General features: G+C 43.3%; 20 protein-coding genes. 9 read left to right on the forward strand and 11 right to left on the reverse strand.

Features of this window, described 5'->3' with window-relative positions; translation table 11 throughout:
* Positions 1–78 precede the first annotated feature (78 nt).
* From CJD36_RS20535 to rpsU, 5 genes are all read right to left on the reverse strand, one after another.
* The gene (locus CJD36_RS20535) at positions 79–1,140 is read right to left on the reverse strand and encodes a prolipoprotein diacylglyceryl transferase (RefSeq protein WP_105041081.1); all 1,062 of its coding nucleotides are present in this window, start codon (positions 1,138–1,140) and stop codon (positions 79–81) included.
* A gap of 185 nt (positions 1,141–1,325) precedes the next feature.
* Complete coding sequence (locus CJD36_RS20540) at positions 1,326–2,501, reverse strand: PQQ-binding-like beta-propeller repeat protein (RefSeq protein WP_161499401.1); 1,176 nt, start codon at positions 2,499–2,501, stop codon at positions 1,326–1,328.
* Positions 2,502–2,655: 154 nt separating this feature from the next.
* Complete coding sequence (locus tag CJD36_RS20545; protein WP_105041083.1) at positions 2,656–2,964, reverse strand: HPF/RaiA family ribosome-associated protein; 309 nt, start codon at positions 2,962–2,964, stop codon at positions 2,656–2,658.
* 28 nt (positions 2,965–2,992) lie between these two features.
* A complete protein-coding gene (locus CJD36_RS20550; RefSeq protein WP_105041084.1) occupies positions 2,993–3,886 on the reverse strand; it encodes a tyrosine-type recombinase/integrase in 894 nt (297 codons plus the stop codon).
* A gap of 92 nt (positions 3,887–3,978) precedes the next feature.
* A complete protein-coding gene (gene rpsU / locus CJD36_RS20555; protein ID WP_317047180.1) occupies positions 3,979–4,230 on the reverse strand; it encodes a 30S ribosomal protein S21 in 252 nt (83 codons plus the stop codon).
* A 210-nt stretch (positions 4,231–4,440) separates the two neighbouring features.
* Between rpsU and CJD36_RS20560 the strand changes: the two genes are divergently transcribed.
* From CJD36_RS20560 to CJD36_RS20575, 4 genes are all read left to right on the forward strand, one after another.
* Positions 4,441–4,995, forward strand: a complete 555-nt coding sequence (locus CJD36_RS20560) for a hypothetical protein (protein WP_133162739.1) — start codon at positions 4,441–4,443, stop codon at positions 4,993–4,995.
* A gap of 13 nt (positions 4,996–5,008) precedes the next feature.
* Entirely contained in the window at positions 5,009–5,620 is a 612-nt protein-coding gene (locus CJD36_RS20565) for a riboflavin synthase (RefSeq protein WP_105041086.1), read from the forward strand.
* Positions 5,621–5,843: 223 nt separating this feature from the next.
* Positions 5,844–7,223: an NHL domain-containing protein gene (locus CJD36_RS20570; RefSeq protein WP_105041087.1), complete on the forward strand. Its 1,380-nt coding sequence runs from the start codon at positions 5,844–5,846 to the stop codon at positions 7,221–7,223.
* A 51-nt stretch (positions 7,224–7,274) separates the two neighbouring features.
* Positions 7,275–8,318: a T9SS type A sorting domain-containing protein gene (locus CJD36_RS20575; RefSeq protein ID WP_105041088.1), complete on the forward strand. Its 1,044-nt coding sequence runs from the start codon at positions 7,275–7,277 to the stop codon at positions 8,316–8,318.
* Positions 8,319–8,419: 101 nt separating this feature from the next.
* On the opposite strand, the gene CJD36_RS20580 is transcribed toward CJD36_RS20575, so the two are convergent.
* From CJD36_RS20580 to CJD36_RS20595, 4 genes are all read right to left on the reverse strand, one after another.
* The gene (locus CJD36_RS20580; RefSeq protein WP_105041089.1) at positions 8,420–8,974 is read right to left on the reverse strand and encodes a calcium-binding EGF-like domain-containing protein; all 555 of its coding nucleotides are present in this window, start codon (positions 8,972–8,974) and stop codon (positions 8,420–8,422) included.
* 70 nt (positions 8,975–9,044) lie between these two features.
* Positions 9,045–9,620: a calcium-binding EGF-like domain-containing protein gene (locus CJD36_RS20585; protein WP_105041090.1), complete on the reverse strand. Its 576-nt coding sequence runs from the start codon at positions 9,618–9,620 to the stop codon at positions 9,045–9,047.
* A gap of 70 nt (positions 9,621–9,690) precedes the next feature.
* Positions 9,691–10,245, reverse strand: a complete 555-nt coding sequence (locus CJD36_RS20590; protein WP_105041091.1) for a calcium-binding EGF-like domain-containing protein — start codon at positions 10,243–10,245, stop codon at positions 9,691–9,693.
* Positions 10,246–10,453: 208 nt separating this feature from the next.
* Positions 10,454–11,302: an N-acetylmuramoyl-L-alanine amidase family protein gene (locus tag CJD36_RS20595; RefSeq protein ID WP_105041092.1), complete on the reverse strand. Its 849-nt coding sequence runs from the start codon at positions 11,300–11,302 to the stop codon at positions 10,454–10,456.
* 110 nt (positions 11,303–11,412) lie between these two features.
* Between CJD36_RS20595 and CJD36_RS20600 the strand changes: the two genes are divergently transcribed.
* Positions 11,413–14,055 (forward strand): putative LPS assembly protein LptD, encoded by a 2,643-nt coding sequence (locus CJD36_RS20600; protein WP_133162740.1) that lies wholly within the window; start codon positions 11,413–11,415, stop codon positions 14,053–14,055.
* A 175-nt stretch (positions 14,056–14,230) separates the two neighbouring features.
* A complete protein-coding gene (gene ypfJ / locus CJD36_RS20605; protein ID WP_105041094.1) occupies positions 14,231–15,094 on the forward strand; it encodes a KPN_02809 family neutral zinc metallopeptidase in 864 nt (287 codons plus the stop codon).
* Positions 15,095–15,144: 50 nt separating this feature from the next.
* On the opposite strand, the gene CJD36_RS20610 is transcribed toward ypfJ, so the two are convergent.
* Both CJD36_RS20610 and mdh read right to left on the reverse strand, forming a co-directional pair.
* On the reverse strand, positions 15,145–16,092 hold the full coding sequence (locus CJD36_RS20610) for a hypothetical protein (RefSeq protein WP_105041095.1): 948 nt from the start codon (positions 16,090–16,092) through the stop codon (positions 15,145–15,147).
* A 139-nt stretch (positions 16,093–16,231) separates the two neighbouring features.
* Complete coding sequence (gene mdh, locus CJD36_RS20615; RefSeq protein ID WP_105041135.1) at positions 16,232–17,167, reverse strand: malate dehydrogenase; 936 nt, start codon at positions 17,165–17,167, stop codon at positions 16,232–16,234.
* Positions 17,168–17,347: 180 nt separating this feature from the next.
* On the opposite strand from mdh, the gene CJD36_RS20620 reads away from it, so the two are divergent.
* From CJD36_RS20620 to CJD36_RS20630, 3 genes are all read left to right on the forward strand, one after another.
* A complete protein-coding gene (locus CJD36_RS20620; protein WP_105041096.1) occupies positions 17,348–18,193 on the forward strand; it encodes a dienelactone hydrolase family protein in 846 nt (281 codons plus the stop codon).
* A gap of 173 nt (positions 18,194–18,366) precedes the next feature.
* Positions 18,367–18,588 carry a VF530 family protein gene (locus tag CJD36_RS20625; RefSeq protein ID WP_105041097.1) on the forward strand — a complete coding sequence of 74 codons (222 nt, stop codon included), beginning with the start codon at positions 18,367–18,369 and terminating at the stop codon, positions 18,586–18,588.
* A gap of 488 nt (positions 18,589–19,076) precedes the next feature.
* On the forward strand, positions 19,077–22,571 hold the full coding sequence (locus CJD36_RS20630) for a DUF4175 family protein (RefSeq protein ID WP_105041098.1): 3,495 nt from the start codon (positions 19,077–19,079) through the stop codon (positions 22,569–22,571).
* Positions 22,572–22,883 lie beyond the last annotated feature (312 nt).

A 22,883-nucleotide genomic window follows, 5' to 3' on the forward strand; every position in this document is an offset into this window, starting at 1 on the left:
TAAAGAAAATAAAGCAATGAAATATTTTATTATAACCGACGGAACTGTAGCATATTAATAAACGGCATTAACTTTTGGTTACACAAACTTTTCCTTTGCCGGTTTGTAAAACAAAAGTAATCCCGCACCTGCTATAAACAGCACCACAGAAATGATCTCGGCCTGTGAGGGATGGATAAAGCCAAGATCATATTTAGAATTCACCCTTACCAGCTCTACAAGAAAGCGCTCTACGCCCGCTAGCACCAGGTATACACCAAACATATGTAAAGGATATTTCAATTTCTTTCTTATAGACCACATAAATGCAAAAAGCAATACACCGGCTATTGCCTCATATATAGGAGTAGGATATACAGCCACAGGCAATACACTGGTATAATCTCCCGTGGCACCGGCAATATGCACACCTTCATTACCCACATTATACGGATAGTTCATACCCACCAACCACCTCGGCACTCCCGCAGGTGCTGTGAACGGAATGCCTGGAGTACCCCTGGTAATATCTGCTATATACTGCGCGTCAGCAGGTGTTGCCGCTCTCAGTGCAGCATCGGCTTGCGTTACATAGGCAGTATTATATATACCCCAATCACCGTCGCCCGAGAACTGGCAGCCCAGCCTGCCAAGGCCATAGGCAAGCATTATGGCAGGCGCGGCCGCATCGCACAGATGCTTGAAACCTATTTTATATTTACGAGCATAATAATACAATACTATAGTAGCCACAATAAATCCACCATAGAAAGTAAGTCCGCTACGCGAAAACAGACTACCAATTGGGTCTTGTATAAAATCGCTCCATGTCTCAAAGGCGTTGAAGATCTTAGCACCTATTATGCCCCCTATTGCCGCAGCGAATACTATCTCGGTAATGAGCATATGCGGATACATCATAGTATCTTTTACTACGGTTACCGTGCTGCCGTCTGCTGCTTTCTCTTTTACCTTTATAGCCTTTTGTATAGGATGCAGCAGGCCCATTTTCTCCTTCCTCTTAAGCTCCATTGTTAATACTCTGGCAGCAGCTATAAAAGCCAGCGCCACAAAAAAGCCAAACGTTTTAAAAATGCCTAACCATGCGGGCATAGGTGTGCCCAGCAAACCTTGAAGCAAATACTGAAAATCGGGATACATGCTGTAAAAGTAAGTCTATACCCCGACAACAGGAAACGTTAAAAGTTAAAAGGAACAAAATGTGTTGGTATCATTATAGAATGCAAGAAGATAATGATCTGAAAAATCAGGCAAAAAAAAGTCCTTGTCGTGGGGACAAGGACTTTTTCTGAGTTATTTGTTATCGACGCAACTTAGCACCATACTTAATTAGTATACCCGCTAACCTGGCTGTTGTAATTATTCTTGCGAGACAGGTCATCCAACACAGGTGAGCACTGCATCTGTCCGTTTACGTTGTTATCCCATTTCATTGTACCGGCAACACTATCAATTGCATAGAAGTGCTTGTCATAGCTACCTATATAAATAGTACCCTTGTAGCAAAGCGGGCTAGACTTAATAAGACCATTTGTAGCAAATTTCCATTTTACACCACCGTTAATGATGTTCAATGCATATAGGTGATAATCATTGCTACCTATGTATACTACCTGTCCGTAAATAACAGGCGAAGAGTTCACGTTACTGTTTGTACTGTCAGACCATATCTTAAGGCCTGTAGAGGTATCTACGCAATATACCTTAAAGTCGTTACTGCCAAAGATACACTTACCTGCTGCTGCTGCCGGTGAACTGTTGATAGCACCACCTGTCTTGAATATCCACTTATTGATACCGGTAGAAGTAGGGCTGGTAAGATACATGCTATACACAGCACTATCACTGCAACCAATGTACAAGAACGGAGGACAGATAGAAGGAGACGAAGTGAATGATTTAGGTGCACCTACCGCATAGCTCCATGTAAGTAAACCGGTTGCCTTATCTACGCAATAGATAGTACCCGCGGTACTTGCAAAGTAAACCTGGCCATTGTAAATGGTAGGTGAAGACTCCAGCGGTCCATCGGCTGTAAATGTCCATGAAACTGCGGCCGAGCCTGTATCTATTGCATACAAATTACTATTGGTTGTAGCCAGGTAAATCAGCTTACCATCGGCTATTGGCGTTGCCTTAATACTAAATGGTGTAGCACCTGCAATAGTCATTTTCTTTATGAGCACACCTGTATTGGCGTTGATTTTATACAAAGTATCACAGTTACCTGCAAAGGGAGGTAACTTGACCGTACCTACGTACAGCATTTCATTGTACAATAATGGAGAAGCATATACCGATGATGGCAACCCAAGCTCCCAGTTCTTAGCGCCTGTAACCGGGTGGTAGGCATAGATCACACCATTGTCACTTCCTATAATAATTGACGGGGAGTATGTTGTTGTTTGCGGATTGTCATCACTTTGCTTCTTACCGCACGCAGCAAGGAGCAATGAAGCAGTACAAACAGACAATACAATTTTAGACCAACGTTGTAGCATAACAGCGAACTGAGTTTTAATAAATTGCAAGATAGTAATTTTAAACAACTTTCTTATAATACGGTAAAGTTTCACAAAAAGGCACATGCAGGCCACAAAAAAAGCCCGTCCTATTGCTAAGACGGGCCTTGTACAACTTTCGTTAGTTATTCGGTTATATATGTGCTATCTGTATTTTTTCCTTTTTGCGCTTTACCTGGTTTACCAGTGAATTGAAAGCGAGATCGAATGATTCTTCAAATGTTTTACTCTGGTGTTTTACAAAATAAGAATGCTTGGGAACATAAACTTTGATCTCAGCAACTTTATCCTTTACCTGATGCGAAAAATTATCGAGCTTTAAATATATCTCTGCACCTATTATCTTATCATGAAACGTATTCAGCTTTTCAATCTTGGCATTCACATGATCTAGTAATTTCTGATCTGCATCAAAGTGCACAGTCTGGATTTGTACATTCATAACATATGTGTTTAGTTGTTAAAATAATTCACCCTCTCGGATGATTTTGCTTATGTATCTCTTTAAGTTTATCAATACTGTTGTGCGTATATATTTGTGTAGCCGCAAGGCTGGAGTGACCCAGCAGGTCTTTTATTGCCTGTATGTTCGCTCCGTTATTCAGCAGGTGTGTAGCAAATGTGTGCCTGAGTACATGCGGACTGCGTTTACTGAGTGTGGTGGTCTGCGTAAGATACTTATTAACTACCCTATACACATAGCCTGCATATAGTGGCTTGCCGCTTGGCACATTCAGTAAGTATTCTTTGTCGTACACCTCTTGCTCTTTCTTTACTGAAAGGTAATCCTTAATTGAATCCAATAATGCAGCTCCGGCAGGTATTAACCTTTCTTTATTACCCTTTCCTAAAACCCTTATTTGCTTCAGGCTCCACTCTATGTCATTTTCTTTCAACTGCAGCAATTCATTGCGCCTCATACCTGTCGCATAAAGCAATTCGCATATGATCCTATCGGTAGCTCCTGCAAATCCTTCCCCAAAATCTATCTCTTCAAATAAATTAATGGTTTCAGACTCTTTCAGGAATACAGGCAGGCGGCCAGGTAGTTTCTGGGCATGGAGCAACTTTACCGGGTTCTTGTCAACAAGGCCCAGGCGAAGCAGGTATTTATAAAATGAATTGAGGCTGGATATCTTCCGGTTAATGGTACGTGGAAGCGATTTCTTTTCTTTCAGGTCGGCCAGCCAGCTACGCACATGAAAGTGAGAGATCAACGCTGGCTCGGCTAACTGAAATGTAATTGCAGAAAACAGAAAAAATTGTTGGAGATCTTGCTGATAAGCAGATATTGTATGGGCTGAATACCTTTTTTCAAATTTAAGGTAATGAATAAAATTTGTCTGTGCCCCACTACTGCCCATAAAAAATCCGTTACTGTAAATTTACAACATTTACAGTAACGGACACAAATATTTTATTAAAATTTTCTTAACGAAAAATTAATACTATTTAACTATTTTTCGAAATCCCCATTTGCTAATTGCAGCTTGTACACCGCTTTCAGAACTTGGGTACGACGCCTGATCGATGGCTTCGTGAATGACTGGCGGTCACGCAGTTGGTTAAGAACGCGTGATTTCTCGTACTTTTTCTTGTACTTCTTGAGCGCTTTGTCTATATTTTCGCAGTCTTTTGAATCTATTATGAGCATATAATAATACCCCCTTTTACTGTTTGGGAATGCAAATGTACGGCTAATTATCATTTCAACAAAAATATTTTACCTTTTTTAAAAAATATTTTTCACCGATTCAGCGATAATTTAAAGGGCCGATACCCGCGTACCAATACAACTGCAATTTTATCTTTTTTTACCACTTAAAATAAATAATTTTGATGAAAATGCGTTGTAGTGATAGCCAATTGGCATATCCGGCAAAATCAAAAGATTGCGCCAACAACCATCAACAAAACAATGAACAAAAGAATAGCTATACTTTTATTGAGCCTTGCTACCCTATCGGCAGTTTCGTGCAAAAAATGGGTAGACCCTGCACCAACTACCGATCCGCGCCTCAACAATCCATATTGTAACGACCCCGAAGCGGTAAATTATAACTGGGGGTTTCCCGGCAAACCGGACAATTCACTATGCTTTTTCCCTTCAGACATATTTAATGGCACTTACTCCTTTGTAGATTCTGTGTACCAGGCATCAACAGGCTTTTTTATCCTCACCCAGACACAGACCATAAACGTAGTAAAACGCAGCCAGAATAAGCTGGAAGTTTTTGGGTTGTGCGGCACTGGAAGCTTGTTCATTACAGCACATAGTAATTTTATAGCCACAATAGATACCACAGTAGGCGATACAACCATCTTCAACCGCGGACAACTGCTTTGCAGAACCCAGGACACGGCAAGTGGCACTATATCTTATAGCAGAATAGACTCCTTACTCCATATATCTATAACTGTTGTCAGCGACACAGGCATCACCACACATACAGGCAAAGCCAAAAAGATCTGATCATCCCCACTTTATGTTTACAGGAATAATTGAAACTACTGCCACTGTTGCAGAAATAACACACGAGGGCACTAACGTACATTTCACCATAGAAAGCCAACTGGCCAATCATTTAAAGATCGATCAGTCGGTAGCTCATAATGGTGTATGTCTTACAGTTGTCAACATTAACGATAATAAGTACACTGTTACCGCAGTACAGGAAACACTCAACAAGACCAATCTTGGCACCTGGAAAACGGGCGACATTATTAATCTGGAACGTGCTCTGAGAGCCGGCGACAGGCTGGATGGTCATTTCGTGCAAGGACATGTAGATACTACAGGAACATGCATAGAAAAGCAAACACTCGAAGGAAGTTGGCTGTACCGCTTCACATTTCCCGATGCTTTTGCGCCACTGATCATTGAGAAAGGTTCTATCTGCATCAATGGTGTAAGCCTTACCTTATTCAATGTGGGCCGCAATGAATTTACTGTCACCATCATCCCTTACACATTTGAGCATACCAATTTCAGTTCATTGAAAGAAGGAGATAAGATCAACCTGGAATTTGATGTATTGGGCAAGTACAGCCTGCGAATGTGGGAACTGAAAGAAGGGAATTTAAAAGAAAGGAAGTAATATTTGGTACATAAAGCAGCCACCTGCTATTTCTACAGATGGATCGACAGATGATAAGTTTCCATTAGCGCGATGTGTGCATCGACGCAACTTCGTTTCAAAAGGCAAACGACTACTGCAAGGCAAATGCGTTAATTCAAGTATATACATCATAACCCAACTATTTCCTGCTTAAAAACCGTCTATAAAGAAAATCATTTACCCCTTATCTGATTCTCTTTCCATGAAACAAAAAAACATAGCCCCAATCAGGGCTTTACGCTATTGTATTACCTGCGCTGCTACCATAGGGTTATTATCCTCAGGATATATCCATTCTGCCAAGGCACAGCAGATCACCACTATCGCAGGTACCGGCAGCAACATATACAATGGCGACGGCATACAAGCTACAACAGCAACTTTACACTCACCAAATGATGTAACGGTAGACGACTCTGGCAACGTGTATATACTTGATGGCAGCAACTACCGCCTCCGTAAAGTCAATGTGGCAGGAGTGATCAGTACTATTGGAGGTAACGGTACTCCAGGGTTTTCCGGTGGTGATAATGGCCCCGCTACCGATGCCGTATTTCAATCAATGACCAATATTGTTACAGATAACCAGGGCAATATTTACATATCAGATTACCTTGCACGCAGGGTACGGAAAATAAACACCGCAGGCATTATCACAACTATCGCGGGCAATGGCTCAACAGGTTTTAGCGGAGATAACGGACCGGCTACTAATGCGGAACTATGCCGCCCCACGGGCATTGCATTAGACAAACATGGTAATCTTTTCATTGCAGACAATGCTAATAACAGAATAAGGAAAGTAGATATTGCCGGCATTATTACCACAGTAGCAGGAAGCGGCTATCCGTTTTACAATGGCGATGGCGTACCGGCAACAGCCGCCGGGCTGTACGACCCCATTGCAATTGCCGTTGACACATCAGACAACTTGTTCATCTCCGGGCATAGCCGAATAAGAAAAGTTGATGCATCGGGCATTATTACTACAATTGCCGGCGATACCGCGGTGGGCTATAGTGGAGATGGTGGGCCGGCAAGTGCAGCACGGTTCCAGTGTTGGGGATTAAGTATTGATAAACGAGGTAATCTTTATATCGGTGACATCAACAACCACGTAGTCAGGAAAATAAATGCAGCAGGCACTATCAGCACGGTTGCAGGCACAGGTGTAGCAGGGTACAACGGCGATAGCATATTACCTACTACAGCTCAGTTAAACGGATCATTTACTGCAAAAGCCGACAAAAACGGTAATGTATTTATAGCAGATGCCAGCAATAACCGCATACGTAAGGTGGACTACAAGACCGTTGTTACAGGCATTGAAAACCCTGAAAATAAAAATATCAATGTGGTGGTCTCACCTAATCCATCAAAAGGACAGTTTACCATTACAACCAATCACCTTACAGGTAATATTACCTGCTCAATTGCAGATATCTCAGGCAGGCTTGTCAAAGCCCCCTTTGCAATTACCAATCCGGAAACAACTGTTCACCTTAGCGCATTGCCGGGAATATATCTTTTGCGCATCACTACCCCTGCCGGAACTAGCACTGAAAAAATAACACTGCAATAACCCGTAATAAACACCATACACAAACGCTGTTTTTCTACAAAAGAGAATACCATGAAAACGCTCTCTATAGCCCTTGTACTTCTTACTGGGCTTATTAACAATTTAAGTGCAGACACAAAAAAGGTACTTTTTCTTGGCAATAGCTATACCTATGTCAATGATCTGCCGGGCATGCTTACCAGTTGTGCCAATTCGGTGGGAGATGTACTAACCTATGACGCTAATACTCCCGGCGGCGTTAGCGTAGGCAATCACCTTTATAGTGCGGTATCTATTGGTAAGATCATGACAGGGGGTTGGGATGTGGTTATATTACAAGGGCAAAGCCTGGAGTTCATTGGAAGTAACCATTACTTACCCGGTTATGCCGATAGCCTCGACGGCATCATCAAACAGTACAACCCTTGCGGAGTTACCATGTTTTATATGACATGGGGCTATAAGAATGGCGATCCGCCATCTTGCCCCGGGTCGCACGTATTCTGCAATTATGAAACAATGGATAGTGCCATTCGCACTACTTATATGGGCATTGCGGACACTAATAAAGCCCTTATTTCTCCCGTAGGCGCGGTACGACACTATATCAGGCACAACTACCCGACTATAGACCTTTATCAGTCCGATGAGCAACATCCTTCGGTTGCCGGAACGTATGCGGCGGCGTGCTGCTTTTATGCTGCGTTATACCACAAAGACCCCGATCTTATCACATTCAACCCAGGGCTGTCAGCAACCGATGCAGCCAACATCCGTAATGCCGCAAGGATCGTTGCATTCGATAGTTTGTATTACTGGAACATAGGTAAATACGATACCATAACTAACCCCGGGTGCAGTACCACTAATATTAACGGCCAACCGCCTACCGCAATCTGGGACATCTACCCTAACCCTGCCGAAGCATCGCTTACCATTAGCACTAAAGACAAACGCACGTACGCTGTAATGCTATACAACTTCTTGGGGCAGCTATACTACACAGGTGAGGTTTCGGGTAAAGCAACTATAGATATCAGCAATCTTCCCCAGGGCGTGTATCTTTTGCGGGCAAATGGAAATAATCAACAGACTTACAAATTCACGAAGCGCTAATTTTGACATTAACAGAGAAGGGCGGACCACGTGGTCCGCCCTTCTTTGTTCGTTTTAAATATTATTGTCTATTCAACCTTCATTGAGTAATCTCCTGATTGTTACTTATTCCACGCTGATGCATCGCTGAAATCAAGTGCAGATTCGTAGCCAAAATCATCCTTCACCAATGTAAGGGTATCCTGTACTATATAGCGCATTGTAATACCGCCATACTGGCCGTAAGTGACATTAGAGTAGATATTCCCTTCACCCCATATCACCTTACCTTCCATCTGCTGGTTAGGAATTATTATCCTGTCCCCACCCACAACATATGCCTTGATAGGACTATGGAAAAAATTGTAAAAATTATTGATGTTTACGTAATTAATACCCTCACCGGCAACCACATTTACCTGGTATTGCTTGGCAAGAGAAGAACTACCTTTTTCAAAAACCGACCAGTTACCGGTAAATTTCTGACGTGTTATTGTTTCACAATTTGTTCCTTCATAACCCGATGGGCAAGTACAAACACCCTTATTGCAGATACCACGATTGGCACAAATGATGGTTTTGCACCTGTCTCTGTTACAAGAAGTGTACAATACCGCTGACATTGCTGACAGAGTTGTGATAGCGGAAATTATTATCGCTTTGATAGTAAACTTCATTGCCCTTGTAAAATTTTATTGATATAAAGATAAGTTATTTTTCAAAAATTGATCGCAGGAGATAGTCTTATTACCTTGTCCATTCTGAAGGTGTGCTTCCATCAAGATCGCTATAGTAGCCAAAGTCATCAACCACCTGCGTTGCGGAATCTATAACTTCATACAACATGGTAAGCGTATTGTTTTCAGTAGCATTGATGTTGGTGGTATGAATATATCCCCTACCAAATATCACCTTACCTTCCAGCTGTTGATTAGGTATAAAGATGGTATCCTTGATCACGTATGCCGATATAGGCGCCTTGAAGTAGTTATAGACATTCTTCAATGTTACATGGTATGCATCTATATTGCTTGTTTCGATAGCCACCTGGTATTCCCTTGCAGGGGTTGTAGTGCCTTTCTCGGCAACCTTCCAACCACCCAGATAGCGGGCGCGTGTAGTTATTTCACAGTTGTTGCCCTCGTAGCCCGATGGGCACACACACTTACCATTAGTACAATTGCCTCCATGTGCACAAGCTATTGCCTGACAATCATTGTCATTACCAGAAGGTGTTTTACCACATGATGTATATAAAACAGCCGAAAACGCTGTCAGGGAAGTAAAAATGGAAATATAAAGTGCCCTTGTTGTAAATTTCATTACTAATAAGTTAGTTGAGTAAAAATAGAAAAATAACGGGAAGGATTGCACTTATACCAAAAAATAAATTCTATTGCTTCGTCCACTCCGATGGATCACTAAAATCAAGGTCGGCGTAATAACCAAAGTCATCTACCAATTGGGTAGCCACATCTATAACCTCATACCTCATGGTAATTGAATTATTGACGCCTGTACCTGTAGAATGAATGTAGCCTTTACCAAATATCACCTTACCCATCAATTGCTGGTTCGGTATGATCAATGTGTCGCCCTGAAGGATGGCGCGCACTTTCTGGGTATTAAAGTAATTGTATAGATTCTTTATCAGTACACCTGTTACCGCGCTATCCGGCTCTATGCTAAGAGGATACTGCCTTAGCGGAGTGACACTTCCTTTTTCCTTTACAGCCCACAAACCGATGAATTTTTTCCTGGTTATGGTTTCACAATTAGAGCCTTCATAGCCCGGCAGGCATTTGCAACTACCTTCATTACAAACACCACCGTATGCGCAAGCTATGGCTTTGCACTTATCGGGTTGACAGCTTGTATATAGTACCGAAAACAATACGCCCAACAAAACTATAGAGGAGTACAGTAACGGCCTGAGCGTATTTTTCATTCTCATCAGAAATTCTAAAAGTGCTTAAAGATAAAAAATATTTGTGAGAACATACTATTATTATGCCCCTACAAAAATAATCGCAAAACCCTAAGAGTCAAAGACTAATAAAATATTGCTTTTAATTAAAGTGGATGACTCATCCAGTTACCCGTTTATTCTTTTCTCCTTATTCATTGAGCCATTAAGCCATTGAGCTATTCAGCCATTACTTCTCGATCTCACTCTTATACGCCTTAATACCTTTATATATAGCCATTGCAACTTCGGTCTGGCCTTTTTCAGAATTAAGATAAGCTTCTTCTTGTGGGTTGTTGATAAATCCGATTTCTACCAGCACCCCGGGCATAGCGCTACCCGCCAATACTTCCAAGCCTTTTTGCTTCACGCCAAGGTCTCCCCTGCCCTGGTTAGAAAATTGCTCCTGTATCTTAGTGCCCAGGCGCACGCTGCGGCTTAAAAATGCCTGTGTATATTGAGCTACAATAATTGCAGTCTGCGGGTCGTTGGCATTCAGCAAACCATTGCTGCTGGTGCTGTCACCTCCTGTAAACTCATCCTGAACCTCACCACCCAGTTGCCCCATGCGGTGTAGTCCCAGTACATATGTTTCAACGCCCATCCGCGATGTCTCGTGGTGGCGGGTACTCTGATAAATCGGTTGCTTTACAGACTTATGGTGGCGTTTTATGGTCTTATACCCAACCAGTTTACGGGTATAAGTATATGGCGTGGAGTTAGCATGTACAGCAATAAATAGATCTGCCTGAGCTTTGTTAGCTATCTCATGCCTTTCTACAAGTGTAGGATAGGCATCTGTAGTGCGGGTGTAGATCACCTGCAGGTTCTTAAGACTGTCAGATAGGATCTTACCCAGCTTCAATGCCACACCCAGAGTAACGTCTTTTTCATAAGAAAAACCACCTTGTGCACCATAATCTTTACCTCCATGTCCGGCATCAACTACTATTTTATTAACTTTCTTTCCTTTGGCATGCAATAAAACTGGCTGTAATAGGGTTAAAACCGATATAAATGTGATTGTTATAATGCGCATAGTAGTTTTATAAAAGATTTAAACAGGCCGCTGATAAAACGTCACACTCAAATAGTATTTTTGCGTCGCTTATGCGCCTGTTCGGTAAATTTATTTTAAATTTTTCATCATTGCATTGCTTTACCCCGTGTATAGCAATCATTTTTATATTCTTTATAACAAATACGGCTTTTTCTCAATCGAAAAATCCGCGCCCCGGCGATGCAATATCCGCTAAAGACAGTGCAAATATAACACCTGTAGTAAAACTATCAGATAGCACAAAAAAATCGAATACAAACGATTCCTCCACAGTTAGCAGACTGGAACAAAAACTGGGCATCAAAATTTCTAAAGATGCCCTGCCTTCGGTAGTAAAAGCCGATGCCGAAGATTCCGCAATAATGGACATGAAGACCAATGTGTCCCGACTATACGGAAAGGTACAGGTCAATTACGAGGATATGCAGGTAAATCATGGTCAGATATTGTTTGACCAGGGTAAGAATAAAGTAGTTGCAGCACCATCGGCCGACCCCTCAAAAGATACCGGCACGCTGAAAAAAGGCTCTTTCTCTCAAGGCAAAGAAAAGTTCACTTACGATTCCATGCAGTATAACTTCAAAAGTAAAAGGGCAATTGTACGCAATGTGCAGACCCAATACGGTGAAGGTTTTGTGCATAGCGAACAGATAAAGCGGAGCCCCGATCAGGTGATCTATGGCGCTCACAGTGTGTACACCACCTGCGCACTCGACACACCTCACTTCGGTATTGTTGCTTATCGCATTAAGGTGGTACCAGACAAGCTCATCGTTTCCGGCCCTGCCAATATTAATATAATGGGTGTGCCTACCCCATTGTTTTTACCCTTTGCGTTATTCCCTATTTCTGCAAAACAGAAATCAGGTTTTGTGATCCCCACTTACAGCGTTGAGCAGGCACGCGGACTAGGTCTGCTCAATGGCGGTTACTATTTCTATCTCAACGACCACATAGATCTTCTGGCACAAACCAACATTTACACTAAAGGTAGCTATGCCTTAAGCGCAGTAAGTAACTACGCGAATATATATAGGTACAGAGGTGGCTTTAACTTGTCATACGCTTTCAATAAGACGGGCGAGAGCTTTGAACCCGGTGCCAGCACGCAGAAAGACTTCATGATCAATTGGCGGCATGCTACCGACGGCAAGGCAAGGCCGGGAGAAACATTTAACGCTTCAGTACAGGTGGGTACATCTTCATTCTATTCCAACAATAGTTATGACCCTAACCAGATCCTACAAAACCAGTATCAGTCTAATATCAGTTGGAGCAAAACCTGGCAGAACAGACCCTTTGGGTTAACAATAAGCGCCCTGCACAACCAAAACACTGCTACCAAGCAAATAGACGTCACCCTACCAGCCCTTAACTTCCACGTTACCCAGTTCAATCCATTCGCAAGCAAGAAAAGAGTTGGCACCCATTGGTTTGATAAGATCACCGCCAGCTATACTGTCGACATGCTGAATAAGGGCACATTTTATGATAGCACATTTAATCTGAATAACCTTTCACTCAATAATTTCCAGACAGGTATCAGGCACACTATTCCGGTAAGCGCCAGTTATACTATCCTCCGCTATATCAACATGTCGTTCTCCGCCAACTACAATGAGTATTGGTTTGGCGAGAAACAAACAAAACAATACAGCTACTCTGATGCCAAGGTAAACGTAGAAAAAGATTACGGATTTTATACTGCCCGCGACTATAACGCCGGGGTCAACTTCACTACGCGTGTTTACGGCATGAAGATGTTCAAGCATGGTAGCCTCAAGGGCATAAGGCACGTAATTACTCCGTCTGTCGGGCTCTCCTATCACCCCGACTTCTCTGCTGCACCTTACACCTATTACTACCAGACCAAACTGGATACTACAGCTAATTATTACCTGCAATCATATTATGCCAACTCCCCTATAGGCCAGCCGGTAGCCGGCAAAGCCGGCCTTGTAAATCTGGGCGTGGGTAACAACCTGCAGATAAAAGTAAGATCAGCAAAAGACACTACAGGAACAGGTACAAAGAACATTACTCTTATAGACGGATTAAGCGCCAATACATCATACAACATGGCTGTTGATTCCTTCCGTTGGAGCAACATAGCACTGGGCTTCCGTACCAATGTATTGGACAAGGTCAACATTAGCTCAAGCGCTGCTTATGACCCTTATGCGCTCGACTACAATACCGGCCGCCGCCGTCAGCAAACTATGCAGGAACTGGGTTATGGAATAGCACGTTTCACTCAGGCAAGCCTTTCATTAGGCGCCAACTTCCACTCTAAGCCAACAGGAGGAAAAGGTGGCCCTACCAATGCCGAGGAATATGCCCGTGTTATGCGCAACGCCGGATACAATGAATATGTAGACTTTAATATACCCTGGAGCCTCAATGTCAACTATACATTGAATGCAGCTAAAAACTTCAGCTACTATTCTCACGCCGACACACTGGTACTCTCTCATAACCTTACGTTCCAGGGAGAATTTCAGTTGACACCAAGGTGGAAAGTATCTATGAATAGTGGCTACAACTTTACTTACAAACAACTAGCGCTTACATCCATCGATGTATTCCGCGATCTCCACTGTTGGGCTATGCACTTGCAGACCTTCCCTTTCGGTCCGCGCAAGAGTTACAACTTCACCCTCAACGTAAAGGCCCAGATCTTACAAGACCTGAAGCTGATGAGAAGAAGAGATTACAGGGATACACCTCTATAAAAAATGGCCCAATTGCTTAATGGCTTAATGGCTCAATACACACCAGATGTATAAATGAGTTTAATGGCTCAATTTTTTATGGTAGGAAATCAGGAGATTTAGATAAGTTTTAGAATTATTCAATAATCCTCATTGAGCAATTGAGCAATTAAGCCATTGAGCAATTCCTTAAAATATGAAATGGTTAGGCGGAAGAGAAAGCGATAACGTAGAATACAGCGGCCGTGGTGGCGGAGGCAAACTGCTTGGTGGTGGTATAGGTGCCGGCATCATTGGGCTGATTATATATCTGGTAACAGGTTATACGCCTGACCAGGTAAACCGTATGGCCGGCAGCAGCGCCAACAACGCGCCAATAGAAACCAACAAACATTTTGAAAGTGGCAGCGCAGGCAATTTCGCTTCTATTGTACTGGCAGAAACAGAAGTAATATGGGATAGCCTGTTCACTGCCAATGGCATGACCTATACGAAACCTCGGTTGAACATCTTCGAGGACGAAGTGAATTCTGCCTGTGGTGGGGCATCTGCCGCAGTAGGGCCTTTCTACTGCCCGTCAGACCAGAAGATATACCTCGATGTATCTTTCTTCAACGAACTTAAAGACCGCTTCGGCGCACCCGGAGATTTTGCCAATGCCTATGTAATTGCACACGAGGTAGGCCATCATATACAATACCTGATGGGCACCACGCAAAAAATGAGCAGGCTTCGCGGCAATGGTGATCGCAGTGGCCCGCACAGCACATCGGTAATGCTGGAACTACAGGCCGATTTTTATGCAGGCGTATGGGCACACTATGCCGAAAAAATGAACAGCAAAGACAATCCAGTAGTAATAGAACCGGGAGATATACAAGCTGCCCTCAATGCAGCCAATGCAGTAGGCGATGACCGCCTGCAAAAGCAAACCCAGGGCCGCGTAGTTCCAGATGCATTCACCCATGGAACATCAAAACAGCGTATGTACTGGTTCAAAAAAGGTTATGAGACCGGTGATATGAGTCAGGGAGATACTTTTAGGGAGCTGGCAAATTAATAACTCACGTTAGTGATATCATGTGAGTTTGCTTTGCTTTATCTCACAACTCAATTATCAAACAATTGCTGCCGTAGTACTTTCAATTCCAATAGATGCCAATCCTTCTTTTCTGAATACATAACATGCTCCCCTTTTGTACAAAACTGGTCGGCATATGCCCCATCTTCCCAATAACTACTCAGGTATAAGGCTTCTGCAATAACTTCATGTAGTACAGGCTGCTTCACATAAGGTTCAAGTAATTGTTTTAATCGCAGTTTCGTCCTCATTTGCAAGGCAACAATAGCGCTTTTCTTCTCCTCGGTAGGCCATGTATTAAGCGCAGTAATAACGGCACTATCTCCCCTCGTAGTAGTATCAACTAATGCAATAGTATTCAAAGCTATATCCCGAACGTAAAAGGACGTGTCATTGAGATGCTTATATAGCGTTGTAACTACACTCTGATGTTCCATATATAGCATAAACGATGGCACCAGCGTCACATCAAACCATTCCCGGTGGCGCATTACTACTTCAAACACCTTGTCAGTTTCTCTTGGAAATAGTTTCATCATCCAGGGGTACAACACTGCTGCATTATCTGCCACACTATTCAGCCCGTCAAACCGTCTCCATAGCTCTTCGTAATAAGTAGTATCCTTGAAAAAGGTGATCAACATATAGCCTGTATTTCGCTGGCTTGGAGTTCCGTTAATGAGTTTTTCAATATTATTCCTGTATATGGGATCATCCTTTAAGGCCAGTGCTTTTGCTAGGGCACTCTTCGATATCTTTATTGTATCTGGTTTGAAATAAATTACCTGTAAGGCAAAAGAGCTCCCTACTCGCAACGGCTCCACTATGTATGAAAAGTATCTCGACTGTACTTCTGTATAATTCGAGTCAAGGCTCTCCACTATTCCCGCCTTAAATGCAGCAATCAATTTATCTTCCTGCGCTACGGCCCCGTAGGTGATCAGTAACAATATTATAGTCGCAACAAAGTTCTTCATAAACAATGCATCAGAAAATAAAGATAATCTTTCCAGCAATGATTCTTTCAATAGGCAGTGACGCAATAAAAAAAGCGCCCCGCAAGGAGGCGCTTTTCAATATCTATCAAGTAAGAAAGACTTATGACTTACTATTGAATTATGCTACCAAAGTATCCAATACCTGGTTCATGTTGCGAACAGCTTCAGCGCTCTTGTTGAATGCTTCCATTTCTTCTGCATTCAGCTTGTAGTCAATGATCTTTTCCCAACCGTTGCTACCTATTACTACAGGTACGCCCAGGCATATATCGTTCTGGCCATACTCACCTTCCAGGCTTACGCAGCAAGGGAATACTTTCTTCTGATTGCGTACGATAGACTCAACCAATGCAGCACCTGCCGCACCCGGAGCATACCATGCACTTGTACCCAACAACTTAGTAAGGGTTGCACCACCTACCATTGTATCTGCAGCTATCTGTTTCAACTTGTCAGCAGCTATCATGTTAGATATTGGCGTGCCATTGATAGTAGCCAGACGTGTAAGAGGTATCATTGTAGTATCACCATGACCGCCAATTACTGTAGCGTGAAGATCGTTAGCAGAGCAATTCAGTTCCTTCTGAATGTAACACTTAAAACGTGCGCTATCCAGTATACCACCCATACCAATGATACGATTCTTTGGCAAACCTGTGCTCTTCAACGCCAGGTAAGTCATAGTATCCATTGGGTTAGATATAACCACGATGATAGTGTTTGGTGAGTGCTCCAAAAGGCTCTTGCATACGTTCTCAACGATACGTGCATTGGTACCTATCAGTTCTTCACGGGTCATACCCGGCTTACGCGGAATACCTGAAGTGATCACACAAACATCAGAATTAGCTGTCTTGCTATAGTCATTGGTAACACCAACTACACGGGTATCAAAACCCAGCAAAGATGCTGTCTGAGAAATATCAAGCGCCTTACCTTCAGCAAAACCTTCCTTGATGTCCAACAATACCAGTTCTTCTGCCAGCTCTCTGCGAGCAATGTTGTCAGCACATGTTGCACCTACGGCACCGGCACCTACTACTGTAATTTTCATCTGATTATATTTTTTGAGTAAAAAATTTTCTTTTTGCAGCGCAAAGATAATTATTTGCGCCATTCACCAACAATGATATTGATTATTGTTTTGCTCAATAAATGTATATCAAAACAAAGATAAAGATGTACCTACATACTTATCTATTTTGTTTAGCTTTGTACTTACAAAATTAAACACATGCGCAAACTACTACTTTTAGCCACCACTGCTATGCTTTTGCAGTCTTCAGTTAGCACTGCCCAAAACTGTTGCCGTAAACGATCAGGAATGCAGGAATTGGCAATGAATATAGATTTTAAGGGTGCGCATGAAGCACCGCTACCCTTCACCTACGAATCTGATAACGGTGAAGATGTGTCATTCACTACTCCCGACAACAGCAAGAGTAAAGCTTTCTATCTACCCTCAAAGGCAACTACGGATAAAGTTGTGATCATTTTCCATGAGTGGTGGGGACTGAACGACTATATAAAGAGAGAAGCAGAGAACATTCAGAAGAAACTGGGTGGCAATGTAGAAGTGTACGCTGTAGACCTCTACGATGGTAATGTAGCCACTACACCCGACGAAGCCGGTAAAATGATGGGTGGCTTGAAACCAGAGCGCGCTATGGCCATCATTAACGGACTGATGCAGAAAATAGGTAAAGACAAAAAGGTAGTGACCCTGGGCTGGTGTATGGGTGGTAGCTGGTCATTTGCAGGTACATTAGCAGCAGGCTCACAAGCCAAAGGTTGTGTTATGTACTATGGCTTCCCGGATGCTGATAAAGACCATATCAAAAACCTGAAGGCCGATGTACTATATATTCGCGGTACAGAAGATGGGTTCATCACCAAAGAATCGGTAGACGAATTTGCAAAAAATGTAAAGTCCCTGACCAAGGTGAAGTACACACAGAAAGACTTCAAAGCCGTTCACGCTTTTGCTAACCCCAGCAACCCTAAATACGATGTAAAGGCCGCAACCGAAGCAATGGATATCTCTATAAAATTCATAAAGGAGCACCTGGGAATAAAGTAAATTGATGAGGTAATAAGTTAAAAAAGGCAAAAGGGTAATTAGTAGCAAACAATACTAATTGCCCTTTTTAATTTTTCTACGTGAGCCTCGTCCGCGTTTGTAACGCGGATGCAATGGCAGGGCGTTTGTAACGCCCGTTATCACATAGCCATTAAATTTCCTAATTTTGCCCCATGGCAGAAACACAGGCAAACAATCCCCTTCACGGCAAAACACTCGAATTTATCCTCACCCGCCTGGTTGAGATATATGGCTGGGAACGCCTGGGCGAAGAAATTCGCATCAACTGCTTTCAAAAAGATCCAAGCATCAAATCTAGCCTCACCTTCCTGCGCAAAACCCAATGGGCGCGTACAAAGGTGGAAAACCTGTATGTAGACAGTTTGCACGAGTAAGCCTGGTGCCCTAACGACAAAATGTGGATATGTATATTTTGAGATATAAATAACCCAATGTAATTTTACACCACTTTAAATAACCTTTTAAAACTATCAAAATGAAAAGCGACTTATCCTTCAGCAGCCTTTGCTCCGTGTCATCCTGACGCTCTCGATGGACAGAAACCCAACCAACTTTCCACCAATTTCCACCAAACACTGCGGAAAATTGCGGAAAAACTGCGGAAAACTGCGGAAAACTGCGGAAACTGGTGGTTTTGCAAATATGATACAAGCCTTTACCACATGAGCATACATAGGAAACTGCCTAAAATAATCTGCCGGAAACGCAAAAAAACCGCCAATTTTCAAAAAATGGCTTTCTTGAGGCTCTCTAGCGCCGGCTATCCACATCAACCGCTTTTTACTTTTCAGTTTTGATTTTTAACTTTTATCTGCCATTCCCTCACAAAATAATCGCCTATATTGCATAGCGAGGATATTCTATGAACAATTACGAGTGGCTGATTGGCAGCCTGGATGCTTTTATCCGCAAATTTTACGCAAATAAGGTTTTGAGGGGAACATTGGTTTTTCTTAGCTGCCTGTTGTTTTATGTGCTTTTGGTAACTGTGGGTGAGTATTACCTGTACCTGCCCGTGGGTGTGCGTATTGGTATAGTATCTGCTTTCCTTTTATTGGGAGGTATCTCACTAGTAGCGTGGGTGATCATACCGCTTACAAAAATGGCAAAGCTGGGCAAGGTCATCAGTCATGAGCAGGCAGCAGAGATCATAGGCAGTCATTTTACCGAGGTGAGCGATAAGCTGCTGAATATTTTACAACTGAAAAGCCAGGTGGCGAGTTCAGAAAGCCGCGAACTGGCCGAAGCCAGTATCAACCAGAAGATCAGCCAGATATCGCTCGTGCCTATGTCATCGGCTATCGATCTGTCAAAGAATAAAAAATACCTGCCGTTTTTATTACCACTTTTGCTCGTTGGTATTTTCCTGCTGGTAGCAGCCCCCAATGTTTTTACCGAGGCGTCTACCCGCTTGTTGCAACCAACAAAGGCATTTGAAAAACCTGCACCGTTCCAGTTCATTATCAAGAATACCAACCTTACTGCCACCCGCAATACAGACTTTATCCTTACTGTTGAAATGAAGGGGAATACCCTGCCGGCAGAGGCATCGGTAGAAATAGGCAGTGAACGTGTGCAGATGCAGCCGCTGGAAAATCATACTTTTCAGTACACCTTTAAGAATCCTACGGCTGCTGTAAAATTCAGAATATTTGCCGCAGGCTTTTACTCTAATGAATTTACGCTGAAGGTTGCTCAGCGCCCTGTTCTGAAATCATTCAAAGTAGACATCAACTACCCTGCGTACATCGGCAAGAAAAACGAAGTACGCAGTAGCCTTGGCGATATGGTATTGCCGGTGGGGACTACCGTTACGTGGGCATTGTTTACAGAACATACCGATGCTGCAAGTATCCGCTTTGGCGAAGCAGGCACCCCGGTGGTACTCAACAGCACCGAAGATATGTATGGCTTCAAGTATCGTTTCATGGCCGACACCGCCTACACCATTACCCTGCGCAATAACCAGAGTGTGGTAGCCGATAGCTACCGCTACCAGGTGCAGGTGATCCCCGACCAATATCCTGTGATACAAACACAGCAGGTGCGCGATACTATTACAGGCAAGCAAATACTGATTACAGGTACCGCAGGCGATGATTATGCAATAACACGCGCTACATTTAACTACGAGATCACTGCCGACAAAAAGAGCCTGATCAAAAAAAGCCTGCCGTTAAAGATCAGCCAGGGCGCACTTACTTCTTTTGAACAATATTTTGATGTCAACTCGCTTAACCTGCAACCGGGTCACAAGGTTACTTACTTCATAGAAGCATGGGACAATGATGGTGTGCACGGCAATAAATCTACCCGAAGCGAGGTAATGAGCTACCAGGCATTTGATGCCAAACAGCTCGATTCTGCTATCAACGAAAACTCTAAAGCGATCAGATCCGGCCTGAGCAAAAGTGCACAGGAAACGAAGCAGATGCAGAGCGACTATAAGGACATGCAGAGCAAGATGCTGCAAAGCGACAAGATGGACTGGGAGCAGCAGCAAGACCTGCAGGAGATGCTGAAGAAGCAGGAGAACCTGAAGACCCAGCTGGAAAATGTAAAGCAGAAATTTGATGAGCAGATACAGCAGAGCGAGCAAAAGAAATATAGCGATGAGGTAAAGGAAAAGCAGAAAGCACTGCAGGAGCAGATGAACAACCTGCTGAACAAAGAACTGCAGGAGCAACTAAAGAAGCTGCAGGAGATGATGCAGAAGCTGAATAAAGATCAGGCAGTAGATGCTATGAAGCAGATGCAGCAGGAGAACAAACTCTTCAACATGGACATGCAGCGTATGCAGGAGCTTATGGCCAAGCTGGAGCAGCAGATGAAGATTGAAGACATGGCCAACAAGGTGGATGAGCTTGCGAAGAAGGAAGACGCGCTGAGCAAAGAAACTGATGCATCGAAAAAGGAGACCGACCAACTGAAGAAGGACCAGGAAGACCTGAAAAAGGAACTGGAAAAGACGATGAAGGAGGACATGAAAGAGATAGAGAAGCTGGCAGAAAAAACAAAAAAGGAAGAGGGACTGAATGATGCCGAGAAGAAGGCAGAGGACGCTAAGAAAGATATGGAACAGAGTGAGCAGGAACTGGATAAAAAGGACAATAAGAAAGCCGGAAAATCTCAGAAAAGTGCCGCTAAGAAATTACAGGATATGGCGCAGGCCATGCGCAAAGGTGCCGAAAGCATGGACGCCGAACAGCTGGATATAGACATACGTGCGGTAAGGCAATTGCTAAGCAACCTTATCCGCTTGTCGTTCGATCAGGAAGCCTTGATGAATGATGTGAAACGCACATCAACAGCAAGCCAGGCATATGTAGAGAACCAGGAAGAGCAACACAGACTGCTGCGCAACTCTATGATGATAAAGGACAGCCTTTTTGCACTGAGCAAGCGCAATGATAAGCTACCCGCACTCATTAACAAGAACACTACCGATCTGGAACATTACATGCAACTATCGGTAGATGCACTGGAGAACAGGAATGTAGGCGGTGCGCTTATGAACCAGCAATATGTGATGACCAAGACCAATGATCTGGCATTGATGCTGAATGAAATGTTGTCGAACCTCATGCAGCAGCAAGACCAGGAAGGTGGCGAAGGCAAATGCATGAAGCCCGGAGGCAAGAAACCAAAGCCCGGCCCCGGTGACCAGATGAAAGACATTATCACCGAACAGGAAAAGCTGGGCAATGCCATGCAACAGATGCAGCGTAGCCAGGCCAACAAGCCGGGCAAGAAACCGGGTGAAAAACCAGGCGATAAACCGGGCGACAAACCAGGACAGAAACCGGGTGATAAACCGGGACAGGGACAAGGCAACAAACCCGGCGGCAAGCAACCCGGACAGCAAGGCAGCGACGGACAAGGTGGTGGCGGCAGTGGAAGCGGCGATAGCGATAATGAAAATGGCGACCCTGAACAGCTGGCAAGACTTGCGGAACAACAAGCGCAGATACGCCGTAAGATACAGGAACTAAGCAGCCTGTTGAACAGTAAAGGCCAGAACGGCAACAGCAAAACATTGCGTGAACTGGAGCAGAAGATGGACAAGAACGAAACTGACATTGTAAACCGCAGGCTCACCGCCGAAATGATACAACGACAGCGCGAGATATTGACACGCCTGCTGGAGGTAGACAAAGCTGTTCGCGAACAGGAGCAGGATGATAAACGCAGCTCTGAAAGCGCAAAGGAGATAAGCCGCCCTATTCCGCCTATGCTGCAAAAGTATCGTACCGATCAGAAACAACTGCTGGATCTTTACAAGACAGTTCCCCCGCAACTGAAACCATACTATAAGAATATGGTGGAGAACTATTTCCACATTATTGGCAATAAGTAAGATACACTCAAGAAAATGATAGTAAATGGCCCCGATCGGGGCCATTTACTAAATAAATTTTTTCTACAAACCATCTCCATGCTTTTTGCTATTCTTTCACTTCTGCCTAAAAGCATTTTATTAACTTTTAATTAAAATACATACAAAACGTTAAAGAAATCAACACTATACGCTATATATGCAATAACCGGAACTAAGCATCGTTATATTAGTAATTAATATCCTGTAGAAATTTCTCGACTGATTAGAATTGGCTTGATTTTTGAGCTATTAAATTCGGGTAATGAAACATTTGAAATTCAGCGAATATTG

The organism is Flavipsychrobacter stenotrophus, assembly GCF_002954265.1.
GTDB lineage: Bacteria > Bacteroidota > Bacteroidia > Chitinophagales > Chitinophagaceae > Flavipsychrobacter > Flavipsychrobacter stenotrophus.